Genomic DNA, 18,177 nt, shown 5'->3' on the forward strand with positions numbered 1-18,177 from the left:
GGGTATTGATCAATGGGTGCAGATAACTGCTGTTGAGATTCTGGAGGTGAAATGTCACAGGCTCATCAGCAGTCAGTCATTTTTTGCCTCAGCTTTTATTGTCTTCCGGCAGTTCAATGACAAATGCAGCCCCTTCAATGCTGGCTTTCTCAACATAGATGCGCCCGCCATAACAGGTCACGATGTCGTGGCAGACAGACAAACCAATTCCCTGACCTGGATTGCGTTGATCGGCCCGGATACCCCGCTGGAAAATAGCTTCACGCATATCATCACTGACGCCGGGACCATCGTCTTCCAGGCGAATCACGAGCTTGCCCTGATGCCGGGTTGCACTCAGACGAATTTCGCTGATACAAAAGCGAAAGGCGTTTTCGAGCAGATTCCCGAGCAGTTCCATCAGGTCCGTCCGGTTAACGGGCAGGCATAAGGTTGCGTCAAACTGTCGCTTCAGAGTGACTTCCTTGCTGCTGTAAATCTTTTTCAGCATCCCTTCAAAGCTTTCGACAACCGGATTGAGCAGCGTTCGGTCTTTCTGAAGGCCCTGCTGGCCCATCAGTGCCCGCTTGAGCTGGTACTGTACTAAATCATCCATCTGGCTGATTTGCTCCAGCATCCGGTAGTTCAGATCGCAGCGGGGCAGAGAGTGATCATCCAGCAGAGCATTTGCAGCAGCCAGTCGGGTTTTCAGGCTGTGGGCCAGATCATCCATGGCATGCCGGTAACGGGACGTTTTGTCATTACTGATCCGAATTAGCCGGTTCAGTGACTGAGTCACGTCCTGCAATTCTGTCGGATAGTTATTGTCAAGCTGGTCACGCTTGGCATCAGTGACCTGATTGAGCTGCCGGGCCAGTTTACGCAGCGGCTGAAAGCTCCAGTGAAAGGCGGCAATCAAAAATGCAATTGCGATCAGTACGAAGAGACCGAGGTAAAGTGCCGTGCGGTGATGAAGCCGGCTTAATGACGTTTCATAAGCTGTCCCGGAGCGAAGCACAATCAGCTGATAGGCATTGCCGTTTTCGCGGTCACGGCTGATATCGTAAGCGATATAGCTTTGATCGTTCTCGGCTTTGACCAGGGTCGGGGTTTGCATGGCATCCGGCAGGCTGCTGCAAATCTCGCTGAGGCCAGCGGCTTTCGCTTCATCCGAGAGCCACATGGTATTGTCACTCCGGTCACAAAGGACAGACATGTAGTCGGTGGCAGAGGGATCCAGCGAGTCAATCCACTTATCGACGTCTTTAATCAGACCGGCCCGGTTCAGCTGGGCCACGACAAGCGGCATCTGGGCGACCAGATCCGTGGAATAGGCCGCCATGTAACTCTGGCTGTAGAGTTCATTGATCACCCAGGCAAGGGCCGAAGTGATCAGGGCAATGATTGCAATCGAAGTAATCATGACCCGGTGTCGCAGACGGGGCAAGATGGCCAGCTTCATTGCGCGGCAATCTCAAAAATATACCCCTGACCTCGAATGGTTGAGATTGGGTTTTCCTGCCCGGTCTGGCTGATTTTCTTACGCAGACGGCTGATCATCACCTCAATGGTGTTTGGATCCCCTTCCTGATCTTCATACAGGACATCCAGCAGACGCTGTTTGGAAACGACCTGACGGCTGTGACGCATCAGGTATTCAAGCAGTTCGTATTCAAAGGCCGTCAGTTCAAGCAGGTTTTCGCTGACAAAAACCTGTTTCGCGAGCAGGTCGACGCGGATTTCACCCGCAATCATTTCCGGTTTGATAAAGCCGGCACTGCGGCGGACCAGGGCACTCAGGCGGGCAACCAACTCTTCTTTCTGGAACGGTTTCACCAGATAATCATCGGCACCAGCTTCCAGGCCGGTGACTTTGTCCTGCCAGTTTGAACGTGCAGTCAGAATGAGGATTGGCAGTCGCAGTCCTTTGTCCCGGATCTCACGAATCAGGGTGATACCATCACGGTCCGGCAGACCGATATCGACGATGGCCACATCATTGGGGTAGTTTTCAGCAAAAAACAGGCCTTCTTCAGCCGTATTGGCACATTGGACCTGGTTGCCCAGTTCGCTGAGCTGAGTTTTCAGATGGTGGCACAAAATTGGGTCGTCTTCGACTATCAGGATGCGCATCATAATTTAGTTACCTGAGGCAATAAAAGCGTGTGGCTTGGCTCTGAAAGTCCGATTGATAACAAAGCGGACTGCAGGGGACAAACCTATCCGGAAAATTGTGAAGGATTATATCATTGAACGTCTGAATCTCGGCTGACTCTGAGGAAAGCGAGTCAGCCGGGTTATCAATCAGCACGCTAGCTGAGGATGATGATCAGTGTACCGGCAACGGTGAGCAATACGTTTGCGATGGCGTAAGTGCCCGCATACCCCAGAGCAGGAATGGTACTGCGGGCATGTTCATTGATCATGTCCATCGCCGGGGCACAGGTACGGGCACCGATAATGGCACCGAACAGCAGCGCGCGGTTCATGTTCAGGATATAAGCCCCAAACAGGTAAGCCAGCATGACCGGAATGACGCTGACCATCATACTGACAAGAAAGACGCTCGGACCGATTTGAGTAATGGACTCAAACAGGTTGGAACCTGCACTCAGGCCAATCCCGACCATGAAGACCATCAGGCCCAGATCTTTTGCCATGTTCAGCGCCCCTTGCGGGACGTAGCCGAAAGTAGGGTGGTTTGCCCGCAGGAAACCCAGTGAGATCCCGGCCAGCAGTAAGCCTGCGGCGCTTCCGAGGCCAAAGGTGATCTGGCCGAATGTCATTGTGATCGAACCAAACAGCAGACCCATGATAAAGAAGCAGCAGAAGGCCAGCAGATCGGCGATCTGGCTGTGAATCGAGATAAAACCGATACGTTCTGCCAGTCCCAGTACCCGGCTTTTCTCGCCACTGACCTGAAGGATATCCCCTTTATTGAGCAGGGTGCTGTGATCCATCGGCATTTCAATCTGAGCGCGAACCACGCGGTTCAGGAAACAGCCATACTCAGCCAGATTCAGTTCTGACAGGCGTTTTCCGGCGATGTTGTCATTCTTGACCACGATTTCTTCTTCGACGATGCGCAGATCCAGCAGATCACGGTCGAATACTTCTTTCCCGTTCCGGAAGCTCGGGTCCAGACGGGCATGGCTGTCCGGGTAACCGACCAGTGCGATTTCATCCCCTTCCTGCAGGATGGCATCCCCATCAGGGTTGGCGAGAATGCCGTGGCGACGAATGCGTTCGATGTAGCATCCCGTCTGGCGGTAAATACCCAGCTCACGTAAATTCCGGCCGTCAATCCAGTCGATCAGCTCCGGACCAACGCGATAGGCACGAATAATCGGCAAATAGACTTTTCGCTGTGCAACTTCGCCGATGCCGCGCTCTTTCGCAATTTGCTGCGACGATTCGGCCAGATCCTGCTTCTGCAGTTTTGGCATTAGTTTTGCCAGTAAAATCAGGCTGATCAGACCGATGAGATACGACATTGCGTAGCCGACACTCAGGCTGTCAATCAGCTCCTGAATCACTAACGGGTCAGAAAGGCTGGATAAGCCGCCGCTCAGAGCGTCTTTCGCACCGACCAGAACTGGTGTAGCGGTCAGTGAACCGGCCATTAAACCTGTCGCCAGACCCAGATCCAGACCCAGATAGTGCGACATGGTAATGGTGATCGTGATGGCTGAGATCAGGACGACTAATGCCAGCAGCAGATAGTGTTTTCCGTCACGGAAGAAAATGCCAAAAAAGTTGGGACCTGCCTGAATACCGACACAGAAAATAAACAGCATAAAGCCGATATTCAGTGCTTCAGCATCAAAAATGAAACCAGCATTTCCAAAGATGAGGGCGGTGAGTAAGACACCAATGGAGTTCCCAATCTGTAACTGGGCTATTCGGAGTTTTCCGACCGTAAGACCCACAGCAAGAACTACAAAGAGGAGCAGAATATCATTCTGGCGAAGCAGGTCAGCAACGTCGATGTTCACAACAAATTTTTCCGGAGTCAGCGCTTTCTACTAGAGATATGAGACGGAATTTTATCTTAAACAAATGTAATGCGATATAGATTTTCGAGATTTGAGACACAAAAAAGGCTGATTAAACAGCCTTTCTGTCAGGGGTTCACAAAAACGTAAAAACCCGCAATGTGATGACCGGTTGCGTCAGTGATTACTGAAACAGAGCCAGGTTTTCTTTCGCGTAAGCTTCGAATTCGGTACAGCCGCCAATATGGTCTTGATCAATAAAGATCTGAGGCACGGTTTCAACTGGTTTACCGACAGTCTTTTCCAGATCCGCTTTTGTAATGCCTTCGGCATGGATATCTACATAACGGTAGTTGAAATCGTCACGATCTTCTTTCAGTTTGTCTGCTAACTCTTTTGCACGAACACAGTAAGGGCACCCAGGGCGGCCAAAAATAACGACGAACATAGAACTTCTCCTTTGTCTTGTGGGGCTACTATATCGTGACTCAGTCAGCAGTCAAAGTCGGAATTATCATTTGCATCAATAGAAAATTCCGATGAAGAGCAGGGAGCAACAAAGTGCTCAACCTTTCCTCCAAGACAGACGAAAAAAGCCAGACTGGGCAGCCTGGCTTTGCGTGGCAGTAGTGGTAGAGCGAAATCAGAAATCGTAGCGAATCGCCAGTGCCAGAATGTCTTCGTTGCCGTCGATCTGGTCTGCTTTGTACTCTGCGTAAGTACGCAGTTGTTTGTTGAACTTATAATAAGCACCAACAACGTAGTAATCTTCTACATCGACACTTGAACCGGCATCAGCTTCCAGGAAGTTATAGACAGCCTGTGCTGAGAAACCATTTCCAAAGTCATAACCCAGAACGACTTCGTAGCCATCATAGTCTGTGTCTGACTCAGTTCCTTTTTTGTCTTCCCAGTTTTCACCGGTGCTGTAAAGGAAAGCAGCGTAGATGTTGTTGGCATCATAAGCAGCAGACACGGCAGCGACTTTGGCATCGTCAGAACCGTCAACGCCTTCACCCTGGTTATAACCGGCACCTACCTTAAAGCCCATTGGCAGCGAGTAAGAAGCTGCGATGCCGTAAGATGTTGCTGTATCGCCGTCAGGTTGGGTCACTTCGTTGTTGTCCAGCTGGTAGCTGGCTTCTACCGCCAGTCCGCTGAACTCGCCGGTGTACTTCAGTACAGAGCTGGCTTTACCCGTACCGAAACGGTCTGTGCCCGTACCACTGGCATCAGCACCGAACTCTTCCAGAGTATCGGTATAGTCTGAAATCAGTGTATATGCACCATACTGGCGGCCGTAAGTGGCTTCGCCAAAGTTACCACCCAGTCCGGCATAAGACAGACGCGTTTGCAGGCCATCTTTCTTAGAAGATGCATTGACTTCGGTTTCGTAAACACCAACACCGTACAGGTCGTTGTTGATGTCTGCTTTCCCTTTCGCGCCAAAGCGGAAATAACTTTGATCGCCTTTTTCGTCTTTGTCGTCAGAGCTGTAGTACATACCGACCATACGGCCTTTAATCTCGACAGACTGACCATCTTTCTCATACACCGTGGTTGAGGCAGCGGCAGTACCCGATGCAAGCGCGACCAGAAGCGCTGATGCTAAAACTGTTTTATTCATTGTCATTTCCCTGCTTTATATACGAGTGCTTTTATGGCTGTTTTGATGAGGTGCAGAATAGAGGGGGAATATGACAAAAAAATGTTGTTCAAAAGTCACTTTAGTGACATTTCCATCAGCCAAATCAAAGGGATAAGTGTAACTTTTGATTATTATTTGAGCGCTCTGTCAAAAGGGACTGAACTTTCGGCATATGATAGAGTCTGCAATTCAATGCCAACAGATGAAGAGAAATTATGAATCAGACCATTGAAACGATACTCGCACATCGCTCTATTCGTCGTTTTACTTCTGAGCCGATTCAGGCAGAAATGCTGGCGACGATATTGGATTGTGCAATTGCTGCTTCGACTTCGAGTTTTATCCAGTGCGTCAGTGTTATCCGGGTAGTGGATACAGAAAAGCGGGCGCAGCTTGCCCATTTGGCCGGCGATCAGCCTTATGTCGCCGCTGCGGCTGAGTTTCTGGTGTTCTGTGCGGATTTCCATCGCCATCTGCAAATTCATCCCGAAGCGCAACTTGGCTTTACGGAGCAAACCTTAATTGGTTCGATTGATGCCGCTCTGATGGCGCAGAACGCTTTACTGGCAGCTGAGTCTTTAGGGTTGGGCGGGGTGTACATTGGCGGGATCCGGAATCATCCGGCGGATGTCTCGGTGGTGCTGGATCTGCCTGATCATGTGATTCCTTTATTCGGACTCTGTCTTGGACATCCTGAACAGAATCCGGAGTTAAAACCGCGTTTACCGCAGTCGCTGGTGGTTCATCAGGACAGTTATCAGCATGAACTGCCGCGTCAGCTGTTGTCGGAGTACGATGAGGAAGTTCGTCGCTATTATCAGACCCGCACCGGTGGAAATAAAGCGGTGAGCTGGTCTGAGCAAATTACGGCGACTCTGGCCAAACAGGCGAGACCCTTTATGAAGGATTTCCTTGCAAGTAAAGGCTTTAGTACCCGTTAAGCTTCAGTTAAACTATTTGAGCATTCACTCACTTTTGTTTTTGCATGATTGAAGAAATGGCATCCATCTGCTTCTAATGGAAGACGATGGATACCAATCGCTCACCTATCGCAGGATTCAGATATTTCATACTGGTTGGACTTCTGTCGCATTATTGATATAGCCATCCATAGGTCTGAATGGTTTTACTGGCAAATCAAGTCATTACGGAATTATTTATGAAAAGAACGGGCCTTTCAGCCCTGATGCTACTCTCTGCTGTATTTTTGAGTGCTTGCTCGAGTACATCTGAATTAAACAATGATGATACGACTGTCATTTCGGAACAAGGGGACTTTCAGCGAGCTACATCCGCTTACCGCAATTGGCAGCAAAAGATAGAAAAGTCGCAAAGTCTGGCCATCTACTCTCCGGATAATTATCAGGTACTGAGTGCAAGCTGGGAGAAGGCCTCACAGATCTATCAGGAAATTACGGCAACGCCTTCAACGGCCTATAAGAGTTATTCTCTGTTTTCATCAACGACATATCTTCAGCAGCTGGAACTGGAGCTGGAACATGCCGAAAGTGCTTTGAATCAGCTGAAAAAATTACAGAAAGTCGCTGATACGGTGTTGTCGCCGGCGATTACCCAGATGAATTATCTTGAGTCGCTGGACGCAAAGCAGTACTACCGCAGTGAATACACAAGACTGTATCGTTTATACGAGAGCCTGTTCTCGCTTGTTGAAAGCGGCGACTTGAATGAAGCGCGGGAAGACCAGGATGAGTTCCTTTCCCGGAGCAACAGTCTGGAAGTCAAAACGATTAAGAGAATTTACATTGCGCCGCTTGAAGCCATGATGATTGAATTGCGCCGTCAGGATGTCAGAGACAATGCCCCTGCCAGCTATGCGCAAATCGAGCGTAGTATTGAAGCCGGGAAAGCGCTGGTGGATCGCACTCCCAGAGATTTTGACGCCATTCAGCAGGCAACTCGGGTGATCCGTTTCGAACTGGCTCATGCTCAGCATATTTCACTGGAAGTGCAGCGCTTACGGGATTTAAGCAAAGACAATTATGAAGCTTATATTCTTGAGTTTGAGAATAAGTTACTGCGGATCTCCAAAGCGCTGAAGGATGAAGACTGGCGTGATCAGCCGATCCAGGAACAGGCGCGGCTGATTAAAGACAATGCAGAGCAGGTTAAGCTGGCGGTTGTGAACAACTCATCAGATGAAGAGCTGCTCGCAGGGAAGGAAAAATATATCCGTGAACTGAATGCACTGGTCATGCAGCAACAGCGTCAGATCAGCCAGCTGAAAGGTAAACTGGCTGAACAAACCGAGGTTGCGCCACCAATTCCGCTACCACCGATGGAGACGAAAATGGCAGCGGAAACCGAACCACAGGCTGCGTCGCCTCAGTCTTCTGAAACACCAGCTCAGGTTCAGTAATCAGCGAAAATTGCTGAAAACATGATGTCCTTTTCAAACCGTTGCTTATGCAGCGGTTTTTTTATGATTTTTTCAGGGAAATGTGGTTTTCAGGGTGTTGGGTAATTGCAAAAACTCAGTATTTCACTCTGAATGCATCGAGCGTAAAGAGGTTGGTTGACATGCTGGTTTCATCAGGGATTTGGCGGCCTTCAGATGCATTTGGTAACATCTTTCGCGGTAAATGAATATTTTTGTTCTTTACTTTTATCCGGATTTTTCAGCTATTTTCCCTGAAAGGTTGTTTTTTGCACAAAGAAAGCGTTGTTTTCCCTACAGACATGGATTAGAATTCGCGCCGCACTATATTGCGCAAATTTTTTAATTCATATCACTTTTATTTAAATTTTCCTGTAGAGGAATAAAATGTCTACGAATTTTGCAAATCCGGCACCATTGGGATTGATGGGTTTTGGTATGACAACCATTCTGCTGAACATCCATAATGCAGGCTTTTTCCCGATCGATTCAATGATCCTGGCTATGGGGATCTTTTATGGTGGTCTGGCACAAATCCTGGTTGGCTTGATGTGCTTTAAGCGTGGCGATACCTTCGGTACCACGTCATTCACTTCTTATGGTTTGTTCTGGCTGACTCTGGTTGGTCTGATTGTGATGCCAAAAATGGGTCTGCCAGCGTCACCAGCTAAATTCATGGCTTGGTACCTGACGCTGTGGGGCATCTTCACTGCTTTCCTGTTCATTGGTTCTCTGAACTACCCGCGTGCAAAACAATTTGTTTTTGCTTCGCTGACGATTCTGTTCTTCCTGCTGGCAGCGCGTGATTTCACAGGCAGCGAATTGATCGGTACGATCGCTGGTTTTGAAGGCATCATCTGTGGTGCGAGTGCAATTTACTTTGCAATGGCTCAGGTGCTGAACAATGAGTTCGGCCGTACGATCCTGCCAATTGGCGAGCGTAAAGTTGTTGCTGCTGAGCCGTTAAAAGCTGCTGCATAATTCTTGATATCGTTGAATAACTGCGATTTGCCCCGCACGCATGTGCGGGGCTTTTTTATATCTGCGCTCAGAGAATCGGCAGGACGGTGACAGATGTCGGGTGGCTTAAGTTTGTGAATCCCGGTTCTGCAAGGCAACTCAGCAGATAAAGCGGGAAGGCAGGGGCCGGATATGTGATGACAGCTTCGACAGGGTGACCGATAGATCTTCCCACGGTGAATGTCCCTGAGCGGGAAATCGTGATTAGCGTAGACAGACAGCAGAGATGACGTCAGGTGTTGCATTTTTGCGAGCTATTTTTGAGTGTTTATGACCATAAGGAGAAGTGATCAGGCTCTCGTTGGTTGTTTTCATCAATGCGCTCAATGTTTCAGTGAGTTGATTCGCGGACGCAGACTGAAATTTTACTCATCTCTGGGCGCTCAGATTTGCTCTGTGGCGCATAAAAAAGGCTCTTCGGTCGTGAAATATAGGGTTGTGTTCAGGTAATCGTTGAATTGGTCGCTATGATGATTTGTCTGAGAATAAAGACAGGGATGCTGTTTGAGCAGCATACCGACGAATCTGAACTGACAGGAGGACTTCAATTGGGAATCTGGATCATACTGGGCATTGTGCTCGTTGCTGTCGTCGCAACGATTTCTGTGTATAACGGCCTTATTGGTAAGAAGAATCAGGTGGAAAATGCTGAAGCATCGATTGATGTAATGCTGAAAAAGCGTTTTGACCTGATTCCTAATATGGTGGAGAGCGTGAAAGCTTATATGGCGCATGAATCTTCATTGCTGCAGGAACTGACGACACTCCGGACTCAGGTGCAGCACGACGGTTTGGCCGGCGAACAGAAAGTCACGCTGGATAAGCAATTGAATGCCACAATGTCGCGTTTCAACATCGCTGTTGAAAATTATCCGGATCTGAAAGCCAGCGAAAATTTTGTGATGCTGCAGCGTTCGATCAATGAAGCTGAAGAGCAAATCTCAGCCGCGCGCCGCGCTTACAATGCTTCGGTGACCGACCTGAATAATGCGATCGAAATGTTTCCTTCAAGTCTTTTTGCCAGCCGAATGAACCTGAAGCAGCGTGTCTTGTTCGAAATTCCTGAGCAGGAAAGACAAAATATCAATGTTGGCCAACTGTTCCACAAATAATCGGGAGTGTCATGGAAGCTTCAATGGAAACCAGAGAGAATCTGGTGGAACTCAAAACACTCTTTGACACCACGCTGAAAGACCAGCTAGAGGACTTGGACAAGATCCGAAAAGAAGCTGTGAAACGTTGTTATTTGTCAGCCGTGCCTATCCTGACCAGCCTATTGATAGCGATGTACTTCGCGTTTACGGGAAAAAGTAATGAGTGGATCATCTTTTGGCTTCCCAGCCTGATGTCACTCGCGATGTATTATTATGTTTCCCTCAAATGGAATGTCTACCGGGACGGTTACAAAACACAGGTCGTCGGAAAACTGCTGAAAACATTCAACGACAGTTTTGAGTACTCACCCAGCGATCATATTTCCCCTGAGAAGTATAAGGCCAGTGGCTTATATCGCCGTCATTATCACCGCTACAACGGGGAGGATTACGTTCGGGGCGTCGTGGGAAAAACTGCGATCGAGTTTTCGGAGCTTCATACCCAGTATAAGACGACCAGGACAGACTCTAAAGGCAAGAGGCGGACAACCTGGCACACCATCTTCAAAGGGGTGTTATTTATTGCAGATGCCAATAAACACTTCAATGGTAAAACTTATATCACGCCTGACAGTGAAGGCTTCTGGTCATCGGTTGGAAAATCGCTGAATAATCTGTTGGGGGGGAGTGGTTTTGGTGAACGTGTTGCAATGGAGGACCCTGAATTTGAACGTCATTTTGAGGTGTACAGTGATGATCAGATTGAAGCACGTTATCTGATCTCGACTTCACTGATGCAGCGGCTGGTTGCCTTCAGGAAAGAAGCCAACGCAAGTGTCGCGTTATCCTTCGTTGGGGACAGCTTACATATCGGGATTCCTTCCCGAAAAGAGTATTTTGAACCCAAGTTGTTTCAGTCTGCAGCCAATTTTGATGCCGTGAAAGATATTTATCAGGACTTGGATTTCATTACTGGGATTGTGGAAGATTTGGCGCTCAATACCCGAATCTGGACCAAAACGTAATCGTCCGGGAAATTCAGAATAAAAAAAGGGAGGCATGGCCTCCCTTCATCTATATGATTTGCTGATTTAGCAGATCACTTTAATTGCCAGACCACCCTGAGAAGTTTCACGGTATTTGGCGTTCATGTCTTTACCGGTTTCCAGCATGGTCTCGATCACTTTGTCCAGAGACACGCGTGGCTCAGAGGCACGACGCAGGGCCATCCGGGATGCGTTGATCGATTTCACCGCAGCAATACCGTTACGCTCGATACAAGGCACCTGTACCTGACCGGCAACCGGGTCACACGTCAGACCCAGGTTGTGTTCCATTGCAATTTCAGCAGCCATACAGACCTGCTCCGGACTTGCACCCATCAGCTCAGCCAGGCCAGCTGCAGCCATAGAACAGGCCACACCCACTTCACCCTGACAACCAACTTCTGCACCAGAAATAGATGCATTGCGCTTGTACAGACCGCCGATCGCGCCGGAAGCAGCAAAGTAACGCAGGTACTCTTTCTCACCTACAGGCTGAATGAACTTGTCGTAGTACGCCAGTACTGCCGGAATGATACCGCAGGCACCGTTGGTTGGTGCCGTCACAACACGACCGCCAGCGGCGTTTTCTTCGTTTACAGCAAACGCATACATGTTCACCCAGTCAACAACAGTCATCGGGTCGTTGTTGGTGCGTTCAGAAGTAATCAGCTGCTGACGCAGTGCCGCAGCACGACGCGGAACACGCAGCGGGCCAGGTAGAATACCTTCTTCGTTCATACCGCGGTCCATACATTCCTGCATGGTTTTCCAGATACGGGAGAAGTAGTCTTTGATTTCTTCGTCAGTATGCATGGCGCGCTGGTTTGCCATGACCACAGAACTGATAGAGCGGCCCTGATCCTTACAGTGCTGCACCAGTTCTTGTGCAGACGTAAACGGGAACGGAACCTGAACTTCAGATTCTTCATCTTTACCGAAGTGTTCTTCATCGACGATGAAACCACCACCGATGGAGTAATAAGTCTTGCTGTAAACTTTTACATCACCCGCCCAGGCGTGAATGCTCATACCGTTTTCATGCAGCGGCAGATTGGTGTTATGGAAATTCATGCCACCGTCACGCGGGAAATCGACCGTGTGAATGTTACCAGCAATTGGAAGACGTTCGGTCTCGCCGACACTGGCGATAAACCCAGGAATGCTGTCGATATCCACAGTTTCGGGGCTGTTGCCCGCCAGGCCCATGATGATGGCAATATCTGTGTGGTGGCCTTTACCTGTCAGAGACAGAGAGCCATACACATCAACGGTGATTTTGGTGACATCGTTGATAGTGCCCATCTCGCGCAGGTCATCGACAAACTCTTTACCTGCTTTCATTGGACCTACAGTGTGCGAACTGGAAGGACCCACACCAATTTTGAAGATATCAAAAATACTGATCATGCGTAGTACCTCAGTCGGGGAAGCAGTCTTGCTTCAGCCCAGGACTGTTATCTTTTTGATGAACTCCCGCCCCTTCCTTGGCGAGTATAGTCAAAACAAAAGAGCAGGCGATGAAAGCTCCCCTGCTCTTAAGTATCGGTTCTTTTACGTATTTTGTCAGTAAGGCTGTACAGGCGACGCTTAGAAGAACAGGCCGTACAGAATGGCTGAGATAGCGATCAGGCCCATCAGCGTGACAAATACGTTGCTTATTGCGCCCTTGTACTGCTTCATTGCAGGGACTTTATGCACTGCATACATTGGCATCAGGAACAAAATAGTCGCAATAATCGGGCCGCCTAATGTTTCAATCATTCCCAGAATACTAGGATTAACTGTCGCGACCAACCAGATAGTTGCAATCATGAAGACAACAGTAAATTTGTCAATCTTCTTTTCGTTAACTTGCTTACCAGACGACTTTAATTGTTTAGAAACCAATCCATTCAGGCCTTCGCGAGCACCCAGGTAGTGACCAAAAAAGGACGATACAATCGCAACAAACGCAACGATCGGGCCGAGATATGAAATAAACGGATTATCGTGTTTGTTTGCCAGATAAGACAGGATGGCCAGGTTTGCTTTCTTCGCAGCAGCCAGATCTTCCGGAGACAGGCTCAGTACGCAAGAGAATACAAAGAACATGACAAAGCCCAACAGCATCAGTGCAGCACGGGACAGAATGCGTGATGCTTTCTCTTCTGCATGGATACCATGGTCACGAGCCTGCGCTTGTGAGAAGGCAGAAATGATCGGGCTGTGGTTGAACGAGAAGACCAGAACCGGGATGGTGATCCACAGGGTCACCGCAAAATCACCCAGAGATGGCATGGTGTCCATGCTCACGGCAGACAGGTTCCATTCCGGGATCAGGTAGACCGACATGAACAGCAGGATGCCGACCAGCGGGTAAACCAGGAATTGGGTCACTTTCAGCATCAGTTTCTCACCAGCGACCATCACAGACATCATGCCCAGAATCAGGATGATAGACAGCAATGCGCGCGGCATGGATTCCATGCCCAGCTGATTGACCATGAAAGAATCAACGGTATTGGTGATACCAACGCCATAGATCAACACAATCGGATAAATCGCGAAGAAGTAGAGGAGTGTGATGAGTTTACCGGCGTTCACGCCAAAATGTTCTTCAACAACTTCAGTAATGTCGCTTCCCGGCTTGGAAGATGACAGCACGAAGCGGGCCAGACCGCGGTGTGCAAAATAGGTCATCGGGCCAACCAGAATGGTCATTGCGACCAGTGGCCAGAAACCACTCATACCCGCATTAATTGGCAGGAACAGGATACCGGCACCGACCGCTGTACCAAACAGCGAGAGTACCCAGGTTGTATCCTGCGCAGTCCAGCGGCTTTTTGGCGCCGCAGATACAGTTGCAGTTTTTGTTTGCATAGGAAAATCCAAATTAGATAGGGAACAGGAACAGGCGTATTTTCCCTTATTTGGCGTATGAAAAAATGATCTGTGAAAAAACTGGCTCACTATTTAACATTTGTTGCAAGGAAATGAGAGTTTGATCACCAAAAGTTTTTATAAATCTGTTTCAGATGGCGAAAGGTTCAGCAGTTTGAGTCTGTATTCTGAACTGACTTTGGGATATCGACCCATATTTGATGTGACAAAGCTTTGACGATCTGCGCTGTGGCACCCCAAATGGCATATTCCTTGTATGGGATCGCGTAGATCGTATGTGATCGTCCCCGGAACATAAAATGTTGCGTGCGCATATTCCGCGGGTCGAGGAGGAAGGTGATGGGCACTTCAAAGATGCTGTCGACTTCATTGTGATCCAGAACTGGCTGGTAGTCGGCGGTGATGGTTGACAGGAAGGGGGTCACCATATACCCGCTCAGCGTCGGCAGTGCAGGCAGCTGGCCGAGAATATCTTTTCTATCGCAGAGAATACCAATTTCTTCCTGCGTTTCCCGGATGGCTGTGGTCATCAGTTCGCCGTCTTCAATTTCAAACCGGCCGCCCGGAAAGGCCACCTGGCCGGGATGATGTTTCAAATGACGGGCACGGCGGGTGAGAATCACATGATAACCGTCATTGCGGGCTACCAGAGGAATCATCACAGCCGCAGGTTTGAAGCGGCTGCTGTCAGGCAAAAGTTGTTTGATGCGTCTGTGGTGGCTGCGGTCATACTGGCCGGGCTGGGCAAGCAGAAAACGGCTGAGCATGTGATGCTGAGTGATCATGAAACTATCCTGACAGCGCCCCCTCCCGGCGAAATGTTGAGGGTCTGTTACAAGATTGGCAGAATCCTGCTCAACTTGTCCAGCGTTTCCTGGTATTCGCTGTTTGCCTCACTGTCTGCGACAACACCGCCGCCAGCCCACGCATAGATCTGGCTGTTTTCTGTAATCAGCGTCCGAATTGTGATACTGGTGTCCATACGGCCACAGCGGCTGAGATAACCGATACTGCCGCAATAAACGCTGCGCCGATGAGGTTCCAGCTCTTCAATAATTTCCATCGCCCGTACCTTCGGAGCACCGGTAATCGAACCGCCGGGGAAGCAGGCCCGGAGCAGATCAGCGGCAGAATGCTGTTCCGGGTTCAGCGTTGCAGTGACCGTACTGACCAGATGGTGGACTGCCGGAAAACTTTCTATGGCAAACAGGCTGGGAACACGAACAGAGCCCGGTGTCGCAACCCGTCCGATATCATTGCGAAGCAGGTCGACAATCATCAGGTTTTCGGCACGGTCTTTCTCTGCATGTCGCAGATCATCTGCATTGGCCTGATCCTGAGCCGGATCTTCAGAACGCGGCCGGGTACCTTTAATGGGTTTGGTTTCAATCTGGTTGGCTTCCAGTTTCAGGAAGCGCTCCGGTGATACAGACAATACTGCGGCCTGCTCAAGACGGATAAAGGCTGAGAACGGCGCACCATTACTGTGTTCCAGTTTTTGGTACGCCTGCCATGCATCGCCTTCGTAGCCAGCCTGAAAACGTTGGGCCAGATTGATCTGATAGCAATCACCGGCTTTCAGATACGCCTGGACCTGGTCGAATTTGGTTCGGTAGCTTTCCGGTGACATATTGGCCTGCCACTCAGAAGTCAGCCGGAATCCGGCAGATTGCTGCTGGCGCTGCGCCTGTTGCTGCGTTAACCAGGAAAGGCGAGAGTCCACTTCCGGCGCGACTAGCGTCAGTGTTTGTGTCTGATGGTCTGCAATCAGTGCCCAGTCGTAAAGACCGACAGCCATATCCGGCGCATGGATATCCTGTATGGCAAGCGACGGCATTTTTTCAACCTGACGGCCCAGATCATAGGCGAAGTAGCCCAGTGTACCGCCAATGAAGGGTAAATTGGCTACAGGTTCAGCATTGGGCAGTAAATCCGCTTGCAGAGTTTGCAGCAGGGCGAACGGGTCCTGTTGTCTGATTTCCCGGGTGCCGTCGGCATAGGTGATGGTGTTGGTATCGCCGCGGGTTTCGAGGGTTGCCAGCGGGTTGGCAACCAGGATGTCGTAGCGGTTGTCCGGGTGGCCTTCGGCCGCAGAGCGCAGCAACATCGCCCACGGCGAAGCAGAAAGGGGTTCGAACCAGCTCAGGATAGCATCCTTGCTATAGTCCAGATGCAAAACCTGAAGTTGAGAGACAGCAGAATATTTCATTTTCTTTTTTGTGACAGGTGTTCGATTGGCGCATAGCGCGAGATTGCGGGCAAGAGTATCATAAAAATGAAAATGCGACGCCTGCACCGCGACTTTTCTCCGGTTTGTTGATGATTCAGCTCAAGACTCTGGTCTGCCTCTGGCACCCTACTGTCCAGTCCGGGTCAGACCCGTCAAATCGCAGGCGCGCAATACGACAATAAGCAACGAGGGCAACTATGACCGTCATCCGTAAAGACGATGTGATTAGCAGCGTAGCTGATGCGCTGCAATACATTTCCTACTACCATCCGCTGGATTTTGTTCAGGCCCTGGAAAAGGCTTATCACAAAGAACAGAGCCAGGCTGCAAAAGATGCCATGGCGCAGATCCTGATTAACTCCCGTATGTCAGCTGAAGGCCATCGCCCGATCTGTCAGGATACAGGCATTGTGACCTGTTTCGTGAAGATCGGCATGAATGTTCAGTGGGACAGCGATCTGACCGTGCAGGAAATGATCGACGAGGGTGTGCGTCAGGCTTATAACAACCCGGTAAATCCGCTGCGTGCTTCTGTTGTTGCCGATCCTGCGGGTAAACGCATCAACACCAAAGACAACGCACCGGCAGTTGTGCACATTGATATGGTGCCGGGCAACAAAGTTGAAATTCAGTTGGCGGCCAAAGGCGGCGGCTCTGAAAACAAAACCAAAATGGTGATGCTCAACCCGTCTGACGACATCGCAGAATGGGTCGAGAAGACTGTTCCGCTGATGGGTGCTGGCTGGTGTCCGCCGGGCATGCTGGGCATTGGTATCGGTGGTACCGCAGAGAAAGCGGCGGTACTGGCGAAAGAATCGCTGATGGAATCCGTTGATATTCAGGATCTGATGGAGCGCGGCCCGCAGAATGCGGAAGAAGAATTGCGTCTGGATATCTTCAATCGCGTGAACAAGCTGGGTATTGGTGCTCAGGGTCTGGGCGGCCTGACCACAGTGCTGGATGTGAAAATCAAGACAGCGCCGACCCATGCTGCGTCAAAACCGGTGTGTATGATTCCGAACTGTGCAGCGACTCGTCACGTTCACTTCACACTGGACGGTAACGGACCTGCTGAACTGACACCGCCGAAGCTGGAAGACTGGCCGGAAGTGACCTGGGAAGTGGGTCAGAATACGCGCCGTGTAAATCTGGACAACATCACCAAAGAAGAAATTCAGGAATGGAAGTCCGGCGAAACTGTATTGCTGTCCGGTAAAATTCTGACCGGTCGTGATGCGGCTCATAAGCGTATTCAGGAGATGCTGAAAAGCGGTCAGGGTCTGCCGGAAGGCGTTGATTTTACCAATCGCTTTATCTACTACGTTGGTCCGGTTGATGCTGTTGGTGATGAAGTCGTGGGTCCTGCGGGTCCGACAACCTCCACCCGGATGGATAAGTTTACCGATATGATGCTGGCCGACACGGGTCTGATCGGCATGATTGGTAAAGCAGAACGTGGTCCGATCGCCATTGAATCGATCAAAAATCACAAAGCTGTTTATCTGATGGCGGTTGGTGGTGCTGCGTATCTGGTGGCCAAAGCGATTAAGCAATCCCGCGTGGTTGCCTTCGAAGATCTGGGGATGGAAGCCATCTATGAATTCGACGTTCAGGATATGCCAGTCACCGTTGCTGTAGATTCTGACGGTGTGAATGCGCACCAGACAGGTCCGGATATCTGGAAAGTCAAAATTGCAGAAATGGACGCCTGATCGAATAAATAACGTTCAGTCAGAAATATTTTGAAAAACAAAGGAGCCGTATGGCTCCTTTTTTTCATGTTGGTTTAATCTCTTATTAAGGTATCAGCCAATAAAATGGCATTTTTTTGCTATAAAGTGTGTATGTAAATACATCATGCTGAAAAATTTTGACGTCGTGAATTGGAGA

15 protein-coding genes are annotated in these 18,177 nt (G+C 49.6%); 6 read left to right on the top strand and 9 right to left on the bottom strand.

Annotated elements, in window-relative coordinates; genetic code table 11:
• Window positions 1-88: 88 nt before the first annotated feature.
• The 5 genes from ACYP03_RS12210 to ACYP03_RS12230 form a co-directional block, all read right to left on the bottom strand.
• A complete protein-coding gene (locus tag ACYP03_RS12210; protein ID WP_248140686.1) occupies window positions 89-1,441 on the bottom strand; it encodes an ATP-binding protein in 1,353 nt (450 codons plus the stop codon).
• Complete coding sequence (locus ACYP03_RS12215; RefSeq protein ID WP_248141678.1) at window positions 1,438-2,112, bottom strand: response regulator; 675 nt, start codon at window positions 2,110-2,112, stop codon at window positions 1,438-1,440. Before ACYP03_RS12215 ends, ACYP03_RS12210 begins: the two co-directional genes overlap by 4 nt.
• 179 nt (window positions 2,113-2,291) lie before the next feature.
• Complete coding sequence (locus ACYP03_RS12220; protein WP_248140685.1) at window positions 2,292-3,974, bottom strand: aspartate:alanine antiporter; 1,683 nt, start codon at window positions 3,972-3,974, stop codon at window positions 2,292-2,294.
• 184 nt (window positions 3,975-4,158) lie between these two features.
• A complete protein-coding gene (locus ACYP03_RS12225; protein WP_248140684.1) occupies window positions 4,159-4,422 on the bottom strand; it encodes a GrxA family glutaredoxin in 264 nt (87 codons plus the stop codon).
• 195 nt (window positions 4,423-4,617) lie between these two features.
• Complete coding sequence (locus tag ACYP03_RS12230; RefSeq protein WP_248140683.1) at window positions 4,618-5,601, bottom strand: porin; 984 nt, start codon at window positions 5,599-5,601, stop codon at window positions 4,618-4,620.
• 236 nt (window positions 5,602-5,837) lie between these two features.
• Here ACYP03_RS12230 and nfsA point away from each other — a divergent pair, with 236 nt between their 5' ends.
• From nfsA to ACYP03_RS12255, 5 genes are all read left to right on the top strand, one after another.
• Entirely contained in the window at window positions 5,838-6,563 is a 726-nt protein-coding gene (nfsA, locus tag ACYP03_RS12235) for an oxygen-insensitive NADPH nitroreductase (RefSeq protein WP_459780076.1), read from the top strand.
• Window positions 6,564-6,781: 218 nt separating this feature from the next.
• Window positions 6,782-7,999, top strand: a complete 1,218-nt coding sequence (locus tag ACYP03_RS12240; RefSeq protein ID WP_248140681.1) for a hypothetical protein — start codon at window positions 6,782-6,784, stop codon at window positions 7,997-7,999.
• Between the two features lie 405 nt (window positions 8,000-8,404).
• Window positions 8,405-8,998 carry an acetate uptake transporter gene (locus ACYP03_RS12245; protein ID WP_248140680.1) on the top strand — a complete coding sequence of 198 codons (594 nt, stop codon included), beginning with the start codon at window positions 8,405-8,407 and terminating at the stop codon, window positions 8,996-8,998.
• Window positions 8,999-9,585: 587 nt separating this feature from the next.
• Complete coding sequence (locus tag ACYP03_RS12250; RefSeq protein ID WP_459780078.1) at window positions 9,586-10,149, top strand: LemA family protein; 564 nt, start codon at window positions 9,586-9,588, stop codon at window positions 10,147-10,149.
• A 23-nt stretch (window positions 10,150-10,172) separates the two neighbouring features.
• On the top strand, window positions 10,173-11,156 hold the full coding sequence (locus ACYP03_RS12255; protein WP_459780080.1) for a DUF3137 domain-containing protein: 984 nt from the start codon (window positions 10,173-10,175) through the stop codon (window positions 11,154-11,156).
• Window positions 11,157-11,222: 66 nt separating this feature from the next.
• On the opposite strand, the gene ACYP03_RS12260 is transcribed toward ACYP03_RS12255, so the two are convergent.
• The 4 genes from ACYP03_RS12260 to pabB form a co-directional block, all read right to left on the bottom strand.
• A complete protein-coding gene (locus ACYP03_RS12260; RefSeq protein ID WP_248140677.1) occupies window positions 11,223-12,584 on the bottom strand; it encodes an L-serine ammonia-lyase in 1,362 nt (453 codons plus the stop codon).
• A gap of 180 nt (window positions 12,585-12,764) precedes the next feature.
• A complete protein-coding gene (locus ACYP03_RS12265) occupies window positions 12,765-14,036 on the bottom strand; it encodes a serine/threonine transporter (protein ID WP_248140676.1) in 1,272 nt (423 codons plus the stop codon).
• Between the two features lie 167 nt (window positions 14,037-14,203).
• Window positions 14,204-14,842 (bottom strand): CoA pyrophosphatase, encoded by a 639-nt coding sequence (locus ACYP03_RS12270; protein WP_248140675.1) that lies wholly within the window; start codon window positions 14,840-14,842, stop codon window positions 14,204-14,206.
• 47 nt (window positions 14,843-14,889) lie between these two features.
• Window positions 14,890-16,266, bottom strand: coding sequence for an aminodeoxychorismate synthase component 1 (gene pabB / locus ACYP03_RS12275; RefSeq protein ID WP_459780082.1), 1,377 nt, complete (start codon window positions 16,264-16,266; stop codon window positions 14,890-14,892).
• 218 nt (window positions 16,267-16,484) lie between these two features.
• Here pabB and ACYP03_RS12280 point away from each other — a divergent pair, with 218 nt between their 5' ends.
• Window positions 16,485-17,999 (top strand): fumarate hydratase, encoded by a 1,515-nt coding sequence (locus tag ACYP03_RS12280; protein ID WP_459780084.1) that lies wholly within the window; start codon window positions 16,485-16,487, stop codon window positions 17,997-17,999.
• The last annotated feature ends 178 nt before the right edge of the window (window positions 18,000-18,177 follow it).

This window comes from Photobacterium sp. R1, assembly GCF_054600795.1.